Below are 20,926 nucleotides of genomic sequence, written 5' to 3' on the forward strand. Positions count from 1 at the left end.
GGTACGGGGCACCCGATGCTGACTCGGCCCAGAGCGTCGTGGAACCCATCGCGTGCTCTCAGAACACCACGAGAACATCGGACGCTGTTGATGGGTTTCCTGATATTGGCTCCTGCAATATCAGGATTTCCGCCGTCCGTGGCGGTTTCGCCGCATCGAACCAGGAGCATCCCGATATGAAGTGCCACCGCGGCTCCACCCATCCTACGATTTGCCCTGAGCGTGATACCCTGTCTGAAACCTGTGTTGAACGCAGCATTCGGCAACGCAGATAGATTTTCAACAGCCTGTTAACGGATTCATTGAGAGGACCCCATGGACTGTCTGTTCTGCAAGATACTGGATAAAGAGATACCGGCCGAAGTGATCTACGAAGACGATCAGGCCATCGCATTCCGTGACATCAATCCCCAGGCCCCCTTCCACGCGCTGGTGATTCCGCGCCGCCATATCCACAGCCTCAACGAGCTGCAGCCGGACGACCGCGAAACCGTCGGCCACCTGGTGATGGTGGCGTCGAAACTGGCCGAGGAGCACGGCTTCGCCGAGCAAGGCTACCGTACCCTGTTCAACTGCAACAGCCACGGCGGCCAGACCGTCTACCACATTCACCTGCACGTGCTCGGCGGCAAGCCGATGGGCTGGCCGCCCTATACCGATGTGCTCAAAACGCCGGTGTAGGGTGCCCTGAGCGAACGGCACCGAGGGGTGGCACGTTTCGTTTCACTCAAGGTGCCCTGCGCAGGGAAATATCGATCAACTTTCACCGCAACGCCGTAAGCATGGTGCCGATCTCGAAGGTCTCGATCAGGTCGGCGCCGCGCGCCATCAGCGTCCTGGCAAGCCCGGGTTCGGCAATCTCGAACAGCGCCAGCCGGGTGTTGCCAAGTTCCAGCGCGCCATTCGGCAGTTCTCGAAAGTCCAGAAACAGATACTCCGGGTCCAGCTGTCGCCATTCGTCATCCGCCGGGTCCGGCCAGTGATGTTCGACGGCGCCGATACGCCAGCCGCTCTGGCTGGCCAGGTGCAGCACCGCACGATCGTAACTGATCAGCACCACCTGCTCCCGACAGCCTTCCAGCGGTGCAGCAACCGCCGCCAGCATGGCTTCGACACCGAAATGCCCGATGGACTCGGGTTTGAGTTCGATAAAGAACTGTACCTGCGGCCAGTCCGCGATCAGCTCAGCCAGTGCCGCCAGCGTCGCCAGCGGCTCGTTCCGGTAGCGCTCGCCAAAGCGGGACGGATAACTGCAGCTAAGCGAATCGAGCCGGTCACTGTGAAAGCTATGTATGCTCTCCGACCGTCCGCACAGGCGCCCGAGGTCAGAGTCGTGAAACACCACCGCGACCCTATCCGCCGTCAGCTGAATATCCACCTCGACATAGTGGGCCCCCGCCTTCAGCGCCTCTTTAACGGCCAGTAGCGTATTCTCCGGATACCGTGCAGCGTATCCCCTGTGGGCCACCAGACGCTCCGCCGGTGCCGCGATAGTTGGTTCCAAGTTAGGACTCTCCAATCCGAAATCATGCCAATTAGAACAAAATACGCAACAGTCAATTGCTCGAACGCATCCCCCCGATACAAGGCGGCAATGGTAATATCGGTGTCGATCGCCCGGACCGTCTTCCAGCATAGTTCTGTTTTCGCTGACCATTCCGGTGCCGCCTTCTGTTACCGCGAACTGCCGCCGTATTCCGGACCCACTCTTTCGGTCTCTGCCCCCGAATAACCGAACCTGCCCACCGGGCCGGCGAAAATACAACCCGACGGCGGATTGCGCTGCGACCCGAACTTCCGGAATGATATCGATGAAAACGGAAAAAGCCTTTATCCCCATACTCGGCCTGCTGATCGGCCTGACGCCGCTGGCCATCGACATGTATCTGCCCAGCATGCCTGCCATCGCCGCCGGTCTGGGTGCCTCGGCCGAAGCCGTGCAACAGACGCTGACGGTGTTCCTGATCGCCTTTTCGCTGCCGCAACTGCTGTTCGGACCGCTGTCGGATGCCCTCGGCCGGCGACCGGTGATCATGCTCGGACTGGTGCTGTTCGTCGGCGGCAGCCTGCTCTGCGCGATGGCCCCGGGCATCGGCTGGTTGCTGGCAGCCCGGGCGGTGCAGGCCGCAGGCGCGGCGGCGATTGCCGTCTCGGTACCGGCGCTGGTCAAGGACCGATACAGCAACGAGGCCTTCGCCCGTACCATGAGCTTCATCATGATGGTGATGGCCGTGGCGCCGCTGCTGGCGCCGCTGCTCGGCGGACTGGTACTGAACTTCGGCTCCTGGCGCCTGGTGTTCGGCACCCTGACGCTGATCGCCGTCATCGGATTGCTGCTGTTCTGTGGCTCGATACCCGAAACCCTGCAACGGCAGAAGCGCACGCCGCTGCGTATTCGCCCGCAGCTGCGCAACTATCGCCAACTGCTGTGCGACCGCCACGCCTTCTGCCACATGCTCAGCGCCGGCTTCATGTTCGCCGGCATGATGGCCTTTGTCGCGGCCTCTCCTTTTGTCTATATCGAACTCTACGCTGTGCCCGCGCAGTACTACGGCCTGCTGTTCGGGCTCAATGTACTGACGCTGATGTCGCTGTCCATGCTGGCCAACCGGTTTATCACGCTGGGCTCCCGTCGCATTCTGACCATCGCCTTCGGCCTGATCGCGCTGGTGGTGGTGCTGCTGCTTTCGCTCTCCCTGCTGTCGCGCCCGCCGCTCGCGGCCCTGGTCATCGCCTCGATGCTGTTCATCGGTACCTACGGCGTTATCAGCGCGCACACCCTGTCGGTGGTGATGAACCGCTTCCCCGCCATTTCCGGCAGCGTCTCGGCGCTCGGCGGCACCCTGCGCTTCGGTACCGGCTCATTCGGCGGCGCTGCGGTCGGGCTGCTGCACGACGACAGCGCCTCGGCCATGACCCTGGCAATGGCGGCATGCGGCATCCTGGCGCTGCTGTCGTTTGTCTGCGCGTTGCAAGCGGCGCCCGCGCGCAGCACCGAGGCCGCGAAGGAAGAGGGTTGCGGCGGTATCTGACGCAGGGTGGGTGAAAGGATGCCAGCTGAAAGCCCGGCCGGTTTCTGCGTAACCCGGGCATCCTGTAACCCATCGTGAAACCGGCGCTCGCAAGACTCCAACCGAGGTCGTCTGCGGCGCCCAAGATGGGTTACGCCGTCATACAGGACGTGCGACCCTGCAATTCGGTGACATCGGCGGCTGCCCCCATCCTGCGACAATACACTGCACCCATCGCAAAATTCGTCCCCAAATCAGGCGGGATGGTCGGGGTCGCCTTGCAGGTACGCCCCCAGCACGCGAAAAGCCGCATCCGAGGTATGACGGCCGGCCAGGCCGTCTTCACGCAGAAAAACGCCGGGAAAGCGATTGAGCCCCTGCTGCAGCAACAGGGCCTTGTCGTCGTAGGCCTCTGGCCCCCAGACCACCAGCGGCCCTGCCGGCCCCTTCGGTTTGGCAGCGACGGCGGGCACCGCCTCGGCTTCGGCGCCGGCGCCGGCTGCCGTCGCCATCGCCGAACCGGCTTCACGTTCCTCGAGACGCCGCAGCAGCACGGCAGCCCCAAGCTGTTGCGACACCGCGCTGTCCGACCAGCGTCCATCGGCAACATACTTGCCCGCGCTGTAGAGCTGCGAGCCGCTCCAGAGGTACGGGCTCAGTACGTCCGGATGATATTTGCGATAACCCCAGCCGTTGTAGCGCTCGATCTGGTAAAGGGTGCCTGCAAGACTCCAGTCGTGCCAGTCGTCCAGCCCCTTGAACGTCAGTGCATCGTGAGCGCTTTCTTCCCAGGTAAAAGGTGGCGAGCCCTCTGACGGCCGCCCCTTGGGCACTCTGACGGTACGGCGCTTGAGACTGTCGCCATTATGAAGATGGCGGCTGAAGTTGAGCGACGATTCCATATTGTGTATCACCGCCACGAACGCCCAGGGAATGCCCAGACCCTCGACCGCGGCCTCGTAGCGGCCACGATTGGCAATCAGCTTGTCGACGGTGGCGTCGACCGCAGCCTGCCGCTCGGGCCGGATACGGCACTCGTCGAACAGGCGCCGGTACTCCGCCGCCAGTGCCTCGCTCAGTTTGACTGTCATACCCTTCTCCGATCAGTTCCAGGGATCGATGCGCAGCACCAGCTCCGCACGCAGGCCCGGCCGTACCCGGGCGCCGGTGGCAACCGGTACCCGCACCTCGCGACAGCCCTGGCCGAGATCCCTGATCTTCAGCAGGCGCGTTGCCACGCCGTGCCCCTGCTCCCTGGCGCTGCCGTAGCGCACCGTGCTGTCCCGCACCGCAAAGGTATAGCTTTCGCTGAACAGAAAGCCCTCGACGTGCTCGTCGAACCAGAAACGGTTGTCGATCTCGAACTGCGGCACCCTTACCGCCAGATCCAGCCCGAACGTCAGGCCGGTGCCGTGCGTGATGGCGGCGCGGGACAGGTAGCCGCTGAACAGGTACACCGCCTTGCCCTCGCCGATGAGTTCATCGTAGGTCTTGAGAATCGCCGACTCCTGGTCGAAGCGACGCTCGTTCAGCACATAGGTCGCCGCGCCCCTGACCCGTGTCGTGGCGTCGATATAATAGGAGCCGCGAATTTTGCGCCCCCGGTCTTTATGCTCCTGCACCGCCTTTGGCAGCAGCAGTTCGCGAAATTCCAGCGTTGCGCTGACCCTCAGGTCGCCAAACAGAAAGCGTTGCAGGTTCTGGTAGCCGGACTCGGAGTTGACGATACCGTAGTGCCCGGAGTGGCTGCGATGGGCCACCGCGCGGGGCGTATTCCGCACCCAGGCGTTTTCCATCAGCACCAGGCCGTCGCTCAGCGGCCCGGTGGTATGCCGCGCCAGCCCGAAGAATGCCTTGTAGTCGCGGTAATTCGAGCCGATAAAGGAAAAGAAGCGCTGCGGCGGGAAAGCGCCGCCCAGGTCATTGGCGGGACTGCCTTCGGGCAGTCCGAGGTACTCGCGGATACGGTCGCGGTCGAAGTTGCCCAGTTGCAGCCGGTCGAAGTCGCCGAGATTCGGGACGTTGATGCCGAAGATGTCGATACCGTTGTGCGGCGTCGCATAGGTAAACACTTTCTCGACCAGACTGTCGTTTTGCTTTCCCGGCACCAGTTCGAGCGCAACGTTGTCGGCCGGGTCCGGCGCCCCGGCACGACAGGTCCGCTGCAGGTAGCAGCGGCACACCAGGCCTCCCATCGAGTGCGCCACCAGGTGCACACGAAACGCCTTCTTCGCCGCGTCGCCGGCACAGACGGCATCGCGTACCCGCAGAATGAAGGCACGCAGATCGGCGCCGAACTGCTCCATGCTGCGCCGTCCGCCACTGCCCAGTGACTCGGAGACTTTCTCGTAATAACGGAACACCCAGATCGAGCGCGCCGGCGCGGTTCCGGGCTCGTATTCGTCGTTGCCCTGACGGTAGGCGTCCTGGTAATGATGATCCTTGATCAGTCGCAGCAACGGTGATTCGAAAATGAACTTGCGCGGCCGCTTGCTGTAATCCTGCCGCAGCAGGGTGGAACCCAGGTTGAAGCCCATGTAGGGATCGGCTGTGGTGTCTTCCACTTCCTGCATGGTGGCGGCATAGCCGCGCACATAGATGATGGGATAATGGGGTGCTTCGATACGCTCAGCCATGCAAGGGCCTCCGTGCCGATGGAGGTCTTCGCCCGGCACCCCGGACGACAGCAAGACCAAATAAACGCCGGCGCGCCTTGGCAGCGCGACCGGCGCCCGCTGAGCCTAAGTGTAGACCCGGCGATAAACATTCGTTTGAATTTTACTCATCGACTGCGGCAGTCCCGGACGCCAGTTGGCGCAGCACATAATGCAGGATGCCGCCATGGCGGTAGTAATCCCACTCTACCGGCGTATCGATGCGCACCTTCACCCGGAAAGCCGTCTTGCCGCCATCGGGAGCCGTCACGGTCACCTCGAGTTCGTCCGGCTGATCGTCCAGCGTGCCGAGATCGAAGCTCTCCTCGCCGCTGAGTCCCAGGCTTTCGGCCGACTCGCCGTCGAGGAACTGCAGCGGCAAGACGCCGAAACCGACCAGGTTGGAGCGGTGTATGCGCTCGAAGCTGCGGGCGATAACGGCACCAACGCCGAGCAGGCGGGTGCCCTTGGCCGCCCAGTCCCGGCTCGAGCCGGTACCGTATTCCTCGCCGGCCAGCACCACCAGCGGCACCTGCTCGTCTCGGTAGCGCATGGCCGCATCGAAGATGCTCAGCCGCTCACCGGAAGGATAGTGGGTGGTCCAGCTGCCCTCGGTACCCGGCGCGAGCTCGTTGCGCAGCCGCACGTTGGCGAAGGTCCCCCGCATCATGACTTCGTGATTGCCGCGCCGCGAACCATAGCTGTTGAAGTCGCCGGGCTCCACGCCCTGTTCCTGGAGGTAGACTCCGGCCGGGCTGTCGGGCTTGATACTGCCGGCCGGCGAGATATGGTCGGTGGTAATGGAGTCCCCCACCTTGACCAGACAACGCGCCGCGGCGATGGGCTGCAGCGGCTGCGGCTGCTTCCCCATGCCCTCGAAATAGGGTGGATGCCGGATATAGCTCGACTCCGGCCAGTCGTAGGTTTTGCCGTCCGGCAGCGGCAGCTGGCGCCAGAACTCGGGCCCGGTGAACACCTCGGCATAGCGGCTTCGGTACATTTCGGAGTCGATGCAGCGCGCCATCAGCGCCTGCACCTCCTGCTGGCGGGGCCAGAGGTCCTTGAGATAGACATCGCGCCCCTGGCCGTCACGCCCGATCGGGTCGACGTAGGGATCGAACGCCAGCGTGCCGGCAAGCGCGAAGGCCACCACCAGCGGTGGCGACGCCAGATAGTTGAGGCGCACGTCGGGGTGGATGCGCCCCTCGAAATTGCGATTGCCGGACAGTACCGAGCCGACCACCAGCGAGCCCTTGCGAATCGCCTCGCCGATCGGCGCCCGCAGCGGGCCCGAGTTGCCGATACAGGTGGTGCAGCCGTAGCCCACCAGGTTGAAACCCAGCGCCGCCAGCGGCTCGAGCAGCCCCGAGCGTTCCAGGTAGGCGGTTACCACCTGGGAGCCCGGCGCCAGCGACGTCTTGACCCAGGGCCGGGTCTTCAGCCCCAGCGCCACCGCCTTCTGCGCCACCAGGCCGGCGGCCAGCATTACCGCCGGGTTGGAGGTATTGGTGCAGGAGGTGATCGCGGCGATCACCACATCGCCATCGCGCAGCATGTGCTGCTCGCCATCGAGTTCGAAGGCTTCGCCGCCGTTGTGAAGCACGGCAGCGGCATCGCCCTGGCCGCGCTCCTGCCGCAGCGCGGCCAGGAAGGAGCGTTTCGAATCCGCCAGCGGCACCCGGTCCTGGGGACGCCGGGGTCCGGCCAGGCTCGGCACCACCTGGCTCAGATCGAGCTCGAGGATATCGCTGTATTCGGCCACCCTGGCGCCGCTTTCGCGCCACAGCCCCTGACGCCGGGCATAGGCTTCGACCAGCGCCCGCTGCTCCTCGCTGCGGCCGGTCTGTTCGAGGTAACGCAGGGTTTCGGCATCGATCGGAAAAATACCGCAGGTGGCGCCATACTCGGGCGCCATGTTGGCGATGGTGGCGCGATCCGCCAGCGGCAGTTCGTCCAGACCGTCGCCGAAGAACTCGACGAACTTGCCCACCACTCCGTGGCGGCGCAGCATCTGGGTGACGGTCAACACCAGGTCGGTGGCGGTGGCGCCTTCCGACAGACGGCCTTCGAGGCGAAACCCCACCACCTGCGGCAGCAGCATGGTCACCGGCTGGCCCAGCATCGCCGCTTCCGCCTCGATGCCGCCAACGCCCCAGCCCAGCACGCCGAGCCCGTTGATCATGGTGGTATGGGAGTCGGTGCCGACCAGGGTATCGGGATAGACCAGCGGCGGCTCCCCCTCCGTTTCGCGCGCAGTCACCACCGAGGCCAGATACTCGAGGTTGACCTGATGCACGATACCGGTGCCCGGTGGCACCACGCGGAAGTTGGCGAAGGCCTTCTGGCCCCAGCGCAGAAACTTGTATCGCTCGGCGTTGCGCTCGAACTCGATGCGGGTGTTGAGATCCAGCGCCTCCCTGCTGCCGTAGTGGTCGACCATCACCGAGTGGTCGATCACCAGGTCGACCGGCTCCTGCGGATTGATCAGCTCGGGGTCGCCGCCAAGCTCGCGCATGGCGTCCCGCATCGCCGCCAGATCCACCACCGCCGGTACGCCGGTAAAGTCCTGCAGCACCACCCTTGCCGGGGTGAAGGCGATCTGTACCGTGGGATCATAATCCGGATCCCAGCGGCACAGTGCGTCGATATCCTCGCGCCGAACCGTCACGCCGTCCTCGCAGCGCAACAGGTTCTCAAGCAGAATTTTCATCGCATAAGGCAGCCGTTCGATGTCGTACAGGTGCTCGAGCGCATCGAGGCGGTACAACCGGTATTCGCGACCGGCGACTTCGAACGTATCCAGGGCGTCGAAACTGTCGTGCATGATTCCCTCCGTTGCAGCCTGGCGTGGTGGGTTCGACTGGCAGGCTTTCGAAAAGTGACCGCGAATGCGGCGGCCCGTTCAGTCTTTCAGGAAGCCTCTGCAGGCCCCTTGAGTTCGACGGTGTTGCCCTCGGGGTCGCTGATGTAGATGGAGGGGCCCTCACCCTCGGCGCCATAGCGCCGTTCCACAGGCCCGGCCTCGACGCCCCTGGCCGCCAGGTAACGCCGGATGCCGTCGGCATCGAAAGGATTCAGGCGCAGGCAGAAGTGGTCGAGATTGCGGGCCTCGGGATCCGGCACACCGCCGCCGGCCCGCCCCAGGGGGCCGTCCAGCGTGACCAGATCGATCAGGCTGCTGCCGGCGCGAAGCTGGTAGAGACCGAGATCTTCCTTCACCCGCTCCAGCGTACAGCCGAGAATATCGCGGTAGAAAGCCAGCATCGGCTCGAGACGTTCGACCCTCAGAACCAGGTGGTCGAGCGCGGTGATATGGATCATGTCGCCTCCAGTAAACGCGGCGAGCCGGGTCCGAAGTTACCCAAACGCCTGCTCGCTTGAATTGCAATCACTAAAGGATAGCAGCCCGGCGCCGGCTTCAGATCAGCAGACCGATAGCGATCGACCACATCACCAGGCAGATGAAGCCGTCGAGTACGCGCCAGGCGCGCGGCTCGCGGAGCAACGGCGCCAGCCTCGGGGCGCCGAAGCCCAGCAGCATGAACCAGCAGCAGGATGCGACCACCGCGCCGGCGCCGAACCAGTAGCGCAGCTGCTCGCCGTGCTGGGTGGCGATGCCACCGACCAGCACCACGGTATCGAGATAGGCATGGGGATTGAGCAGGCTCACCGCCAGGGTCGTCAGCAGCGCCGATTTCAGCGACCGGGCGCCACCGCCCCCGCTTTCCATGCCGACCGGCTTCAGCGCCGAGCGCAGCGCGCGATACCCGTAGCAGAACAGGAACAGCGCACCACCGCCACGGGCGATCTGCATCAGCAGCGGCGAGTCGCTGATCAGCGCCCCCATGCCCAGCACCCCCAGGCAGATCAGCAGGGCATCGCTGAGACTGCACAGCAGCGCCACCGGCCAGTGATACTGGCGTCGTACCCCCTGGGCGAGCAGAAAGGCATTCTGCGCGCCGATCGCGATGATCAGGCCGCCCCCGGTCAGGAAGCCCTGCAGCATGACGGTGGATTGAAGTGCGCTGATCATCTTCGGCAAGTCTCCCTATAGTGGCGGTTGGCGTTTTTGACGACGGCAAGCGAATCGAGGCGGCCATCTTGACCCCGGCGGAACCTAAAGTGAAACTAATGATTTTGATAATCCATTAGCGAAACTGATCATGCTCGATTATCGTCAAATTCAGGCGCTGGCCGCCGTGATCGAAGAGCAGAGCTTCGAGCGCGCCGCCACCAAGCTGCATATCACCCAGTCCGCGGTATCGCAGCGCCTGAAGCAGCTGGAGGAGCGTCTGGGCCAGGCGCTGGTCATTCGCTCCAGCCCGGTCCGCGCGACGCCCGCCGGACAGCAGCTGCTCAAGCACTATCGTCAGGTCAGCCTGCTGCAAAAGGAGTTGTTGCAGGAAATCTACGATGGTGGCGATGGCGGTTTCACCCGCCTGGCCATCGGTCTCAACGCCGACAGCCTCAGCACCTGGTTCCTGCCGGCCCTGAACAGCCTGCTGGAGCAGGAGCAGCTGCTGCTGGAGCTCAAGGTCGACGACCAGGACCAGACCCACCATCTGCTGCGCACCGGCGAGGTCATCGGCTGCATCACGGCGAGCCCCGAGGCGATGCAGGGCTGCAACTGCATCCCGCTGGGCGTGATGTCGTACCGCTGCCTGGTCTCGGCCCGCTACATCCGCACCTACCTCGCAGACGGCGTCAGCGCCGAGGCGCTGCGTCAGGCCCCGGCGGTCGAGTACAACCACAAGGATGCGCTGCACTGCCGCTACCTAGAGCGTTTCTACGGACTTGCACCCGGCGACTTTCCGCGCCACCGGGTGCCCTCGCCCGAGGCCTTTCTCGATCTGATCGTGCGCGGCTTCGGCGGCGGCATGGTGCCGGACCAGCAGAGCAGACCCTTTATCGAACGTGGACTTGTGGTCGACATGGCACCCGGCAACTATCTGGCCGTGCCGCTTTACTGGCACGTCTGGAACCTGAAAACACCGCTGGCACGGCGCCTGACTGACGCCCTGCTGCGGGGCGCCGAGCAGTTTCTCGAGCCCTTCGCCGCACACCCGGTACTGACGCATCCGTGAGCTCGCAGGAGCTCCCTCCGCGAGCGGACCATCACTTTTTTGCAGGGGCTCGCGCCGCGAGGCGCGATGATTCGCACCGGCCGGTCAATACGACGCCCGAGTTGACCGGCGTCAGCGCCGCCGCTGTTGCACTGCAACATAATACTGCTATACCCCTATATTGAAGACGGAACTTAACCACAGAGGTATCCAATGCCCGAGACGCCAACGCCACCGCCGCACGATCAGCTCGAGTTCTTCATCGAACAGGCACGCAGGGTGCGCCCGATTCGCACTCTGGTCGTGCATCCGGTGGACGCCAACAGTCTCTGCGGCGCACTGGAAGCCGCAGCCCAGGGACTGATCACACCGACGCTGGTCGGCCCCGAAGCCCGTATCCGCGCCACCGCCGAGGAGCTGGACCTGAACCTTGACGATACAGAGATCATCGACAGCCCCCACAGCCACGCGGCCGCCGAAATAGCCTGCGATCGGATACGCAGCGGCAGCGCCGATGCGCTGATGAAGGGCGGGCTCGGCACTTCCGAGCTGCTCGGGGCCGTGCTGCACAAGACCCGCGGCATCCGCACGGAACGGCGTTTGAGCCATGTTTTCGTATTCGATATCCCCAGCTATCCGAAGCCGCTGGTGATCACCGATGCGGCGATCAACGTGACGCCGGATCTGGATATCAAGCGTCATATCGTCCAGAACGCCATCGACTTCTGCCGCGGCCTCGGCATCCAGATGCCAAAGGTGGCGGTGCTCGCCGCGGTGGAAAAGGTGAAATCGAGCATGCAGAGCACCCTCGATGCCGCGGCGCTGTGCAAAATGGCGGACCGGGGCCAGATCAGCGGTGGCATCGTCGACGGCCCCCTGGCCTTCGACAATGCCATCTCCCGCGAGGCGGCGGATGACAAGCACATCACATCGCCGGTGTCGGGCGACGCCGATATCCTGCTGGCGCCTGACCTCGAAGCCGCCAACATGATCGCCAAGCAGCTGGTTTATCTGGCCAACGCCAAGTCCGCCGGCCTTGCCCTCGGCGCCCGCGTGCCGATCATTCTCACCAGCCGTTCCGACAAACTGCTGACCCGGCTGGCATCCTGCGCCCTGGCATCCCACCAGGTGCATCAGCCGCTGACCGCACGGGGTGACGAATGAAGCTGGTACTGGCGGTCAACGGCGGTTCATCCAGTCTCAAGTGCGGCCTTTACGAGCCCGTCGACGGCGTGCCGCAGCTGCGCTACCGGCTGCAGCTCAAGGATGCGCTCGGCGCCGCCCGACTGGAAATACGGCACGGCGACGGCGCCGCGCTCGAGCAGCGGGCGCCCGATTTCAGCCGTATCGAACCGGGACGACGCCTGGTGGCGGCGCTCAACCTGGTGCTGGACTGGATCGGGTCGGAGCTGTCCCACTGCGAACTGCTCGCGGTCGGCCACCGGGTGGTGCACGGCGGCGCCGAGCTGGCGCGACCGATGCCGGTCGACGACGACCTGATGGAAAGGCTGCGCGGCTTCAACCCGCTGGCCCCGCTGCACCAGCCGTTCAACCTGGAGCTGATCCAGGCCTGCCGCCGGCGTCTGCCGGCATTGCTGCAGGTCGCCTGCTTCGACACCATGTTCCACGTCGGCCAGAGCCCACTGGAGCGGCGCTATGCCCTGCCCCGGCATTTCGCCGACGAGGGCGTGCAGCGCTACGGCTTCCACGGTCTGTCCTACGAATACGTACAGCGCCGGCTGGAACAGCGGAACGAGGGCCGCGGCCGCTCGCTGCTATGCCACTTCGGCGCCGGCGCCAGCATGTGCGCGGTCCAGGATGGACGCTCGATCGCCTCGAGCATGGGCTTTACCGCCCTCGAAGGCCTGCCCATGGGCAGTCGTTGCGGCAATATCGACCCCGGTGTTCTGATCTACCTGATGCGCCAGCATGGCCTCGACCCCGACGCTCTGGAGCGCCTGCTGTACAAGGAAAGCGGCTGGCTCGGCGTCTCCGGCGTCAGCGCCGAAATGCTGGAACTTCACCGGAGCCCGGATCCCCGCGCCGATGAAGCGATCGAGATGTTCGCCTACCGCGCGGCGCTGGAGGCGGGACGGCTGAGCGCGGCGCTGGAAGGCTGCGACCGGATATTGTTTACCGGCGGAGTCGGTGAGAACGATGCCGATGTACGCGCCCGTATGCTCAGGCGGCTGGGCTGGCTTGGTGTACGCCTGGACGAGGACGCCAACGCCCGCGGCGACGAGCTGATCAGTCTGCCTGACAGCCCGGTACGGGCGTTCGTCATCCATACCCACGAGGGCGCGATGATCGCGCAGCATGTGCTGGAGCAACTGTTGTAGGATGGGTGGAGCCGCCAATACCGCGTAGTTTCAGAAGCGCACGGCACCTTTGGCGGCGAAACCCGTCATGGGCGTCGCAGGCGACCTGGATTGGATCCGTTCGCCCCCCCTGACGGGCGCAGTGACGCCAGATGGGTTGCAGGATGCCCGAGCGGGGCGCGGCCCACAACTACCCCTGCCAGGAGCCAACCCTCATTCGCGGCGAGGCGCCGCTCCTACGCACCGCTGGCGCACCGCCTCGAACAGGCACACGCCGGTCGCGACCGAGACGTTGAGGCTGCTGACCTCGCCGGCCATCGGGATCTTCACCAACTGGTCGCAGTGCTCGCGGGTCAGACGCCGCATGCCCTTGCCCTCGGCCCCCATAACCAGCGCCATGGGGCCCTTCAGATCGGCCTCGTACACCAGCTGCTCGGCCTCGCCGGCGGTACCGGTGATCCAGATACCGCGCTGCTGCAACGACTGCAGGGTTCGCGCCAGGTTTGTGACCTGGACGTAGGGCACCACTTCCGCAGCGCCGCAGGCGACCTTGGACACCGTGGCATTGAGCGGCGCCGATTTGTCCTTGGGCGCAATCACCGCCTGCACCCCGGCCGCGTCGGCGGTACGCAGACAGGCGCCGAGATTGTGCGGGTCGGTGACACCATCGAGCACCAGCAGCAGCGGCTGACCTTCGAGGCTGTCGAGCAGCTGCTCGAGGAAGGATTCGTCGTGCGAGCGCATCGGCTCGCAGACCACCAGCACGCCCTGATGGACTCCGTCGCCGGCAAGACGCTCCAGCTCCCGCCGGTCGACTTCCTGCGGCCGGATATGCACCTCTGCGGCCAGAGAGAGCAGCTGCTGCATGCGCTCGTCGCGGCGACCCTTCTGCACCAGCAGACGCTTGATGCGCCGGGCGTCCTTTTTCAGTGCGGTGCGAACCGCATGCTGACCGAATAGAATTTCATCCTGCATCACGCAGCTCCTTGTTGACACCGATCCAGTCGCCCGCCTGCTCTGATACCAGCTGCGCCAGCAGTCCAATAAAGGCAGGCGCCTCGTTCAGCGCCGCAATATAGCGATATTCACTGCCGCCGGCCCCGAGGAAGATATCCCGGTTCTCGACCGCGATCTCTTCCAGTGTTTCCAGGCAATCGGCGGTGAAGGCCGGCGAAATGATATCCACCCGTTTGATGCCCTTTGCCGGCAGCGACTCCAGGGTCTTGTCCGTGTAGGGCTGCAGCCAGGCCTTGGGACCGAAGCGGGACTGGAAGGTCGTCAGGCACTGCTCCGACGACAGGCCGAGCGCCTGCCTGAGCCCCTCGCTGGTTGCCAGGCACTGGTCGCCGTAGGGGTCGCCGCGATCGACGTACTCCTGAGGAATACCGTGATAGGACAGGATCAGCCGGTCAGCGTCGCCATGCCGGCTGCGATGCTCGCGAACGCTCTGCGCCAGCGCTTCTATATAGGCGGGGTGGTCGTAAAACTGCTTCACCACGCGGATATCGAGCACTTCCCTGCGCTGCTGCTGAAAACGCGCCAGCACATCGTAGATCGGCGCCGTGGTGGTGCCCGAATACTGCGGATAGAGCGGAATCACCAGCACCCGGCCGTAGCCGCTGTCAGCCAACTCCCGCAGCCGCGACTCAAGTCCCGGCGCACCGTAGGTCATGGCGGCGAACACATCGGGACTCCGGTCCGCGAAGCGCTTTTGCAGCTCGCGCCCCAGTGCCGCGACCTGGCCGTTGAGGATGCGCCGCATCGGCGAATCCCCATCCCAGATCGACGCATAAAGGCGCGCCACCCGGCGGGGGCGCAGATTGAGAATGATCAGATTGAGCACCGCCAGCCACAGCCAGCGTCGCGGTCCACGCCCTTCGACCACCCGCGGATCGGAGAGAAACTGCTTCAGATACCGGCGCACCGCGCCCGGTTCCGGCGCGTCCGGCGTACCCAGATTGACCAGGATAATCGCTGTCTTTTGCTGCTTCATGCCTGCCCTTGCTGTCTCCGGCCCCTGTCGGCCGGTCCCCTGTTCGAATGGTCTGCCGGCGCCTGCGACCAGGCTCCGCGCCAAACCCCAACTGCCGGCCCGGTCAGAGCCGGTGCAGTTCGCGCCGGTCCCGCCCCTGATTGTCGCGCCAGAGCACTTCCAGCTGACCGCCCCGGGCGCCGTTGAAGCGAAAGCGCAGGAATGGATCCCGGGACAGTGCGTCCGACAGGTCCGCACTGAAGATACGCTCGCCGTCGTAACGCACTTCCAGCTGCTGGATGAAATCCGCCTCCCCGGCTCCGGGGCCACAGATGCGACCGGGCACCATCGGATGATTCAGGAACAGCTGCACCGTAACGATACCGTTCTCTTCCGACGCCTTGATCTTCACGAACGCGCCGCCTCGAATGGCTCACCGCGACAGCCATCGAGTATCACCCGAACCGGCTGGCTGTTGCGATAGAGACTGCCATTGGACTCCACCACCACCGACACCAGGCTCGACCCCGTCAGGCGCAGACGGGTGGCCAGCTCCGGCAGCGCCCGCGGCCCGAATACCACCAGCGCCGCCAGCGGCCTGGGGTTGTCGTGCACCAGCAGGGCCATGCGGGTCACCTGCGGCAGGCGCGTCGACACCATGACCGGAACCAGGTCGCCGTGATACGCATTGGTTGGCAGTTTCAGTTCAATTTCGACTGCAGGCTGGGTGTCGCTTCTGCCGAACGCCGCCCGCAGGGCCTCATCCGGCAGGGCGCTCTCGAAGGCCGAGCGGTTCCAGGTCGCCAGTGCACGCAACGGCGCCAGCAACAATGCGGCGGTGGTTGCCAGTCGACTGATCAGTACCCGACGCTTCATTCCGTGTTCCTGCTGTTGCATATCGGCCAGGCTGAAAGGATATCCCAACTGACCTGGCATGCGAGTCAAAATGAGCTTTGCGGTATCTTCGATGGGTTGCGCCGCCCCCGGGCCCCTGCCTGGCGGCAAGGCAGTACCTATGGCGGCTCCACCCATCCTAAGGTTTAGCGCCCTGTTTCACTCTGATTTCTGGTGGAACAAAAAATAAGGGCCGCTGTGCGACAGCGGCCCCCATAGGCATCAGTGCCGGCTCAGAGTGCGGCGAAGATGCTGTCGCGAATGTCTTCGACGGAACCCACACCCGGAATGTATACGTAGCGCGGCGCCGCGCCCGCGTCTTCTTCCGCCCAGCCCTTGTAGTAGCTGACCAGCGGCGCGGTCTGGTCGTGGTAGACCTTCAGGCGGGCACGTACGGTGTCTTCCTGGTCGTCGTCGCGCTGGATCAGGTCTTCACCGGTGACGTCGTCCTTGCCTTCGGTCTTCGGCGGGTTGAAAACGACGTGGTAGGTACGCCCCGAACCCGGGTGCACGCGACGACCGCTCATGCGCTTGATGATTTCTTCATCAGCTACGTCGATCTCGACCACAGCGTCAATCTTGACACCGGCTTCCTTGAGCGCGTCGGCCTGCGGAATGGTGCGCGGAAAACCATCGAACAGAAAACCTTTGGCGCAGTCGTCCTGGGCGATGCGTTCCTTCACCAGGCCGATGATGATCTCGTCGGAAACCAGCTGACCGGCATCCATGACTTCCTTGGCCTTGATACCCAGCGGGGTGCCCGCCTTGACCGCTGCACGCAGCATGTCGCCGGTGGAGATCTGCGGGATGCCGTACTTCTCGGTGATGTACTGCGCCTGAGTACCTTTACCGGCGCCCGGAGCGCCCAGAAGGATAATACGCATGGAATTTACTCCTAAGTTTCAAGTTGTAATTGTAAAAAACTGTTCGCGTAGGCGGCGTGGCCAAAGGCGATTGCTAACCCTTGTTCCGCACGGTAACGGGCCGGAAGCGAGGTCACAATTGGACATTAGCCCTAACGCACTGAGGAAAAAGGCGGCAGATCGGGCGCTAACCCACGCGATTTTTCGTCAGCACGCTACGAGAGCGCCAGGCTTGCGGCCGGACGCAGAGCGCAAAAGGGTACTGAGGTTACGCTATAAACAGGGTTGGCATCAAGCCCGGAGCTGACTAACGAGTGAACAGCCGGCGATGGGAGCGGCGCCTCGCCGCGAATGGACCCGGCATGGAGCCCGACAAGACTTCGCCACGGGGCGCGGCTCCTACGCGAAACTGGCTGTGGGAGCGGCGTCTCGCCGCGAATGGACCCGGCATGAAGCCCGACAAAGCTTCGCCGCGGGGCGCGGCTCCTACGCGAAACTGGCTGTGGGAGCGGCGTCTCGCCGCGAATGGACCCGGCATGGAGCCAGACAAGACTTCGCCGCGGGGCGCGGCTCCCACGAGGCGGCTCCCCCGGAGCTATCCGGTATTGCGCATCCCCGCCGAGATGCCAGACATCGTCACCATCAACGCCCGCTCCAGGCGGCTGTCGGGCTGAGTGCGGTCGCGCAGCAGCAGCTCGGCCTGCAGAAAGTGCAGCGGATCGATATAGGGGTTGCGCACCTCGATGGACTGGCGGATGACCGGGTTGTCGGTCAGCAGCCGGGTCTGCTGCTTGATGTCGTTGACCAGTTCGACGGCACGGCGCAGCCGGGATCGCAGACTCGAACCGAGCACCCGCAGTTCCTCCGACACCAGCCGGGTGTCGTAGAAGGCGGCGATATCCGGGTCGCTCTTGGCCAACACCATCTCCAGCATGTCGATATTGGCATGGAAAAACGGCCAGTCGCGGTACATGCGGTGCAACAGCGGCAGTTGCCCCGCTGCTGTGGCGCTGTCCAGGGCATTGTCGGAGCCGAGCCAGGCCGGCAGCATCAGCCGGATCTGGGTCCAGGCGAAGATCCAGGGGATCGCCCGCAGGCTCTCGATACCGCCTTCGGCCCGGCGCTTGGCGGGACGCGAGCCCAGTGGCAGCTTGGCCAGCTCCAGCTCCGGCGTGGCGGCACGGAAATAGGGCACGAAATGCTCGTCGGCCCGCACCACGGCGCGGTACTCGCGCATCCCTTCCGACGCCATCCGCTCCATCTGCTCGCGCCATTCGGACTCCGGGCCCGGCGCCGGATCCAGCGTCGCCTGCAGCACGGCGCCCGCGTACAGCTCCAGGTTGCGCGTGGCGATCTCCGGAATACCGAACTTGAAGCGGATCATTTCGCCCTGCTCGGTCACCCGCAGGCTACGGTCGACCGACCCCGGCGGCTGCGCCAGTATCGCGGTGTGACTCGGACCGCCGCCGCGCGCCACGGTACCGCCGCGGCCGTGGAACAGCGTCAGCCGCACGCCGTGCCGCTGGCACAGCGCCGTCAGCGATTCCTGGGCCTTGAACTGCCCCCAGGCCGCGGCCAGCTGGCCGGCGTCCTTGGCCGAGTCGGAATAGCCGATCATCACTTCCTGATGGCCCTCGATATAGTCCCGGTACCAGTCCAGCGACAGCAGCGCGTCGATGCAGTCGCTGGCGCCGTCGAGGTCGTCCAGGGTTTCGAACAAGGGCACCACGCGCATATTGTGGCGCAAGCCCATCTCCTGCAGCAGCAGCACCACCGCCAGCACGTCGGACGGGCTGCTCGCCATCGATATCACGTAGCTGCCAAGGGAGTTGGGTTCGGTCCGGGCCACCACCGCGCAGGTATCGAGCACCTCCTGCACCGACTCCGACGGCTGCCAGTGCCTCGGCAACAGAGGCCGGCGGCTGCGCAGTTCTTCGAGCAGGTAATCGCAGCGCTGGCGCTCGCTCCAGTCGCTGAAACGGCCCAAACCGTAAAACCCCGTCAGCTCGTCGAATACCTCGGCGTGGCGGTCGGCGTTCTGGCGGATATCGAGCCGCACCAGCGTCATGCCGAAGCAGGCGACGCGGCGGATAACGTCCTGCAGCAAGCCCTCTGCGATAATCTGCATGCCGCACTCGCTGAGCGACCGGTAGCACAGCAAAAGCGGCTCGAGCAGATCGTCCTCGCGCAGCAGCACCGACTGCGGCGGCACCTGCTCGCCGTCCAGCCGCGCCTTGATCCAGGTTTTGGTACGACCGAGGGACTCGCGAAGCTGCGCCAGCAGCTCGCGATAGGGCTCGCCGACATCGCCGACGCGGCTGCGCAGTTCGCTGTTGCAGCGGCTCATGGAAAGCTCCGCGCGCAGGCGGTCGATATCGCGGTAGTAAAGATCCGCCGCCTGCCAGCGCGACAGCAGCAGCACCTCTTCGGTGACCGTAGCGGTCACGTTGGGGTTGCCGTCGCGGTCTCCCCCCATCCAGGAGGCGAAGCGGACCGGGCAGCAATCCAGCGGCAGGCAGACCCCGAGCACCTCGTGCAGCTGTTCATCGAGCGCGCGCAGAAACTTCGGCACCGCTTCCCACAGCGAGTTTTCGATCACCGCGAAGCCCCATTTGGCCTCTTCCACCGGCGTCGGCCGCTGCTGGCGGATCTCGTCGGTATGCCAGATCTGGCTGATCAGCTCGCGCAGCCGGTGCTCGACCTTCTCGCCCCGGTCGAGCCGTTTGAGACAGTCGGCGATGGCGTCGAACTTCTGAATCAGGGTACGGCGGTTGACCTCGGTCGGGTGGGCGGTGAGCACCAGATCCACCGACATGCCGCCAAGGCCGTCGACGATCTGCTCGACGCTGCTGCCGCCGTCGAGCAGGCGCCGGAACAGCTGACCGATGGATTCGGGCGTATCCTGGCCCGCGGCCTCGAGATGACGACGCACGCGGTGGTGCTCTTCGGCAATATTGGCGAGGTTGAGAAACTGGGTGAAGGCGCGCGCCACCGGCAGCACCTCGTCCTCGCTCAGCGCCTCGAGGGCCTCGAGCAGCTGGTCGTGCTCGCTGTCCTCCTCGATCCGGCCGGCCTTGGCGAGCTTGCGAATATGTTCCACCTTCGCCAGAAAAGCCTCACCGAGCTGATTCTCGATCGTCTGTCCCAGGCAGTCGCCCAGCATGCGGACATCGTCTCTCAGGGCTTCGTGCAAATCGGTCATCCTGTTTCCCCCTTCTCAGACCGGCAACGCCGGCTTTTCCCATACCCCGACGATAATAGATTTGTCGTGGCAAAAGAAAGTGGACAGAACAACGGAATACCGTCGACAGCAGTGGCGGCAGGCTCAGCCGCGGCAGTCAGAGGCCCCTGGTCTTGGCCTCGTTCCAGAGGGCGTCGAGCTCGGCAAGGCTGAAGTCGCCCCAGTCCTGACCGGACGCCTCGACGGCATCCTCGATATGGGCGAAGCGGCGAGAAAACTTGGCGTTGGTACCGCGCAGCGCCGCTTCCGGGTCGACGCCGAGATGACGCGCTAGATTGACCTGGGCGAACATCAGGTCGCCAAGCTCGTCGCGAATCTCGTCCTCGGCGCCACGTCCGATCGCTTCGCGCAGCTCGGCGATTTCCTCTTCGATCTTGTCCAGTACCTGCAGCGTCTCGGGCCAGTCGAAGCCGACCCGGGCCGCACGCTTTTGCAGCTTGGCCGCCCGGCTCAGGGCCGGCAGCGACAACGGCACGTCGTCGAGCACACCGCCCTTTGCCTTGTCGTCGCGCTCCTGCTGTTTGATCGTCTCCCAGCTCTCACGAATCTGGGCTTCGCTGCGCGATTGATCGCCGGCCCGCGACTCGAGGGTCCCGGCCGGGAAGACATGGGGATGGCGCCGGATTAGCTTGCGCACCAGGGCATCGACGATGGCGTCGAAATCGAAGCGCTGCTGCTCCTCGCCGAGGCGGGCGTAAAAGATCACCTGAAACAGCAGGTCGCCGAGCTCGTCACGCAGATGCGCCCAGTCCTGCCGCTCGATGGTGTCCGCGACCTCGTAAGCCTCCTCCAGTGTATGCGGCACGATGCTGGCGAAATCCTGCTTCAGATCCCAGGGACAGCCGTCGCCGGGATCGCGCAGGCGCGCCATCAGGGTCACGAGGTCGTCGATTCGGTATTGCATCTTGGC

At 64.6% G+C, this 20,926-nt stretch carries 18 protein-coding genes; 5 read left to right on the top strand and 13 right to left on the bottom strand.

Annotated elements, in window-relative coordinates; translation table 11 throughout:
* The first annotated feature begins 315 nt into the window (after positions 1-315).
* Positions 316-681 carry a histidine triad nucleotide-binding protein gene (locus tag IEX85_RS11815; protein ID WP_188860795.1) on the top strand — a complete coding sequence of 122 codons (366 nt, stop codon included), beginning with the start codon at positions 316-318 and terminating at the stop codon, positions 679-681.
* Between the two features lie 82 nt (positions 682-763).
* Here the strand turns inward: IEX85_RS11815 and IEX85_RS11820 are convergent, their stop codons facing one another.
* On the bottom strand, positions 764-1,504 hold the full coding sequence (locus tag IEX85_RS11820; RefSeq protein WP_188860796.1) for a glycerophosphodiester phosphodiesterase family protein: 741 nt from the start codon (positions 1,502-1,504) through the stop codon (positions 764-766).
* Between the two features lie 307 nt (positions 1,505-1,811).
* Here IEX85_RS11820 and IEX85_RS11825 point away from each other — a divergent pair, with 307 nt between their 5' ends.
* A complete protein-coding gene (locus IEX85_RS11825) occupies positions 1,812-3,032 on the top strand; it encodes a Bcr/CflA family multidrug efflux MFS transporter (protein WP_188860797.1) in 1,221 nt (406 codons plus the stop codon).
* 233 nt (positions 3,033-3,265) lie between these two features.
* Here the strand turns inward: IEX85_RS11825 and IEX85_RS11830 are convergent, their stop codons facing one another.
* From IEX85_RS11830 to IEX85_RS11850, 5 genes are all read right to left on the bottom strand, one after another.
* A complete protein-coding gene (locus tag IEX85_RS11830) occupies positions 3,266-4,102 on the bottom strand; it encodes a hypothetical protein (protein WP_188860798.1) in 837 nt (278 codons plus the stop codon).
* 12 nt (positions 4,103-4,114) lie between these two features.
* Complete coding sequence (locus IEX85_RS11835; protein WP_188860799.1) at positions 4,115-5,647, bottom strand: esterase/lipase family protein; 1,533 nt, start codon at positions 5,645-5,647, stop codon at positions 4,115-4,117.
* Between the two features lie 142 nt (positions 5,648-5,789).
* Positions 5,790-8,489, bottom strand: a complete 2,700-nt coding sequence (gene acnA, locus IEX85_RS11840; RefSeq protein ID WP_188860800.1) for an aconitate hydratase AcnA — start codon at positions 8,487-8,489, stop codon at positions 5,790-5,792.
* Between the two features lie 86 nt (positions 8,490-8,575).
* Positions 8,576-8,986 (bottom strand): VOC family protein, encoded by a 411-nt coding sequence (locus IEX85_RS11845; RefSeq protein WP_188860801.1) that lies wholly within the window; start codon positions 8,984-8,986, stop codon positions 8,576-8,578.
* Positions 8,987-9,083: 97 nt separating this feature from the next.
* Positions 9,084-9,698 carry a LysE/ArgO family amino acid transporter gene (locus tag IEX85_RS11850; protein WP_188860802.1) on the bottom strand — a complete coding sequence of 205 codons (615 nt, stop codon included), beginning with the start codon at positions 9,696-9,698 and terminating at the stop codon, positions 9,084-9,086.
* 130 nt (positions 9,699-9,828) lie between these two features.
* On the opposite strand from IEX85_RS11850, the gene IEX85_RS11855 reads away from it, so the two are divergent.
* The 3 genes from IEX85_RS11855 to IEX85_RS11865 all read left to right on the top strand — a co-directional run bounded on the left by IEX85_RS11855 (position 9,829) and on the right by IEX85_RS11865 (position 13,067).
* Entirely contained in the window at positions 9,829-10,749 is a 921-nt protein-coding gene (locus IEX85_RS11855; protein ID WP_188860803.1) for a LysR family transcriptional regulator ArgP, read from the top strand.
* Between the two features lie 192 nt (positions 10,750-10,941).
* Positions 10,942-11,892: a bifunctional enoyl-CoA hydratase/phosphate acetyltransferase gene (locus tag IEX85_RS11860; RefSeq protein ID WP_188860804.1), complete on the top strand. Its 951-nt coding sequence runs from the start codon at positions 10,942-10,944 to the stop codon at positions 11,890-11,892.
* Positions 11,889-13,067, top strand: coding sequence for an acetate/propionate family kinase (locus IEX85_RS11865; protein WP_188860805.1), 1,179 nt, complete (start codon positions 11,889-11,891; stop codon positions 13,065-13,067). The genes IEX85_RS11860 and IEX85_RS11865 overlap by 4 nt, the downstream gene beginning before the upstream one ends.
* A 192-nt stretch (positions 13,068-13,259) precedes the next feature.
* Here IEX85_RS11865 and rlmB read toward each other — a convergent pair whose 3' ends face one another.
* From rlmB to mazG, 7 genes are all read right to left on the bottom strand, one after another.
* Positions 13,260-14,021, bottom strand: a complete 762-nt coding sequence (gene rlmB / locus IEX85_RS11870; RefSeq protein ID WP_188860806.1) for a 23S rRNA (guanosine(2251)-2'-O)-methyltransferase RlmB — start codon at positions 14,019-14,021, stop codon at positions 13,260-13,262.
* A complete protein-coding gene (hemH, locus tag IEX85_RS11875) occupies positions 14,011-15,039 on the bottom strand; it encodes a ferrochelatase (RefSeq protein ID WP_188860807.1) in 1,029 nt (342 codons plus the stop codon). Before hemH ends, rlmB begins: the two co-directional genes overlap by 11 nt.
* 103 nt (positions 15,040-15,142) lie before the next feature.
* Positions 15,143-15,430 carry a thiosulfate oxidation carrier complex protein SoxZ gene (locus IEX85_RS11880; RefSeq protein WP_188860808.1) on the bottom strand — a complete coding sequence of 96 codons (288 nt, stop codon included), beginning with the start codon at positions 15,428-15,430 and terminating at the stop codon, positions 15,143-15,145.
* Entirely contained in the window at positions 15,427-15,894 is a 468-nt protein-coding gene (locus tag IEX85_RS11885) for a thiosulfate oxidation carrier protein SoxY (protein WP_188860809.1), read from the bottom strand. Before IEX85_RS11885 ends, IEX85_RS11880 begins: the two co-directional genes overlap by 4 nt.
* A 251-nt stretch (positions 15,895-16,145) precedes the next feature.
* Positions 16,146-16,796: an adenylate kinase gene (gene adk / locus IEX85_RS11890; protein WP_188860810.1), complete on the bottom strand. Its 651-nt coding sequence runs from the start codon at positions 16,794-16,796 to the stop codon at positions 16,146-16,148.
* Between the two features lie 574 nt (positions 16,797-17,370).
* Complete coding sequence (gene ppc / locus IEX85_RS11895) at positions 17,371-19,977, bottom strand: phosphoenolpyruvate carboxylase (protein WP_188860811.1); 2,607 nt, start codon at positions 19,975-19,977, stop codon at positions 17,371-17,373.
* 136 nt (positions 19,978-20,113) lie between these two features.
* Positions 20,114-20,920, bottom strand: a complete 807-nt coding sequence (gene mazG / locus IEX85_RS11900) for a nucleoside triphosphate pyrophosphohydrolase (protein WP_188860812.1) — start codon at positions 20,918-20,920, stop codon at positions 20,114-20,116.
* Positions 20,921-20,926: the final 6 nt, after the last annotated feature.

Source organism: Marinobacterium nitratireducens, assembly GCF_014645375.1.
Taxonomy (GTDB): domain Bacteria; phylum Pseudomonadota; class Gammaproteobacteria; order Pseudomonadales; family Balneatricaceae; genus Marinobacterium_A; species Marinobacterium_A nitratireducens.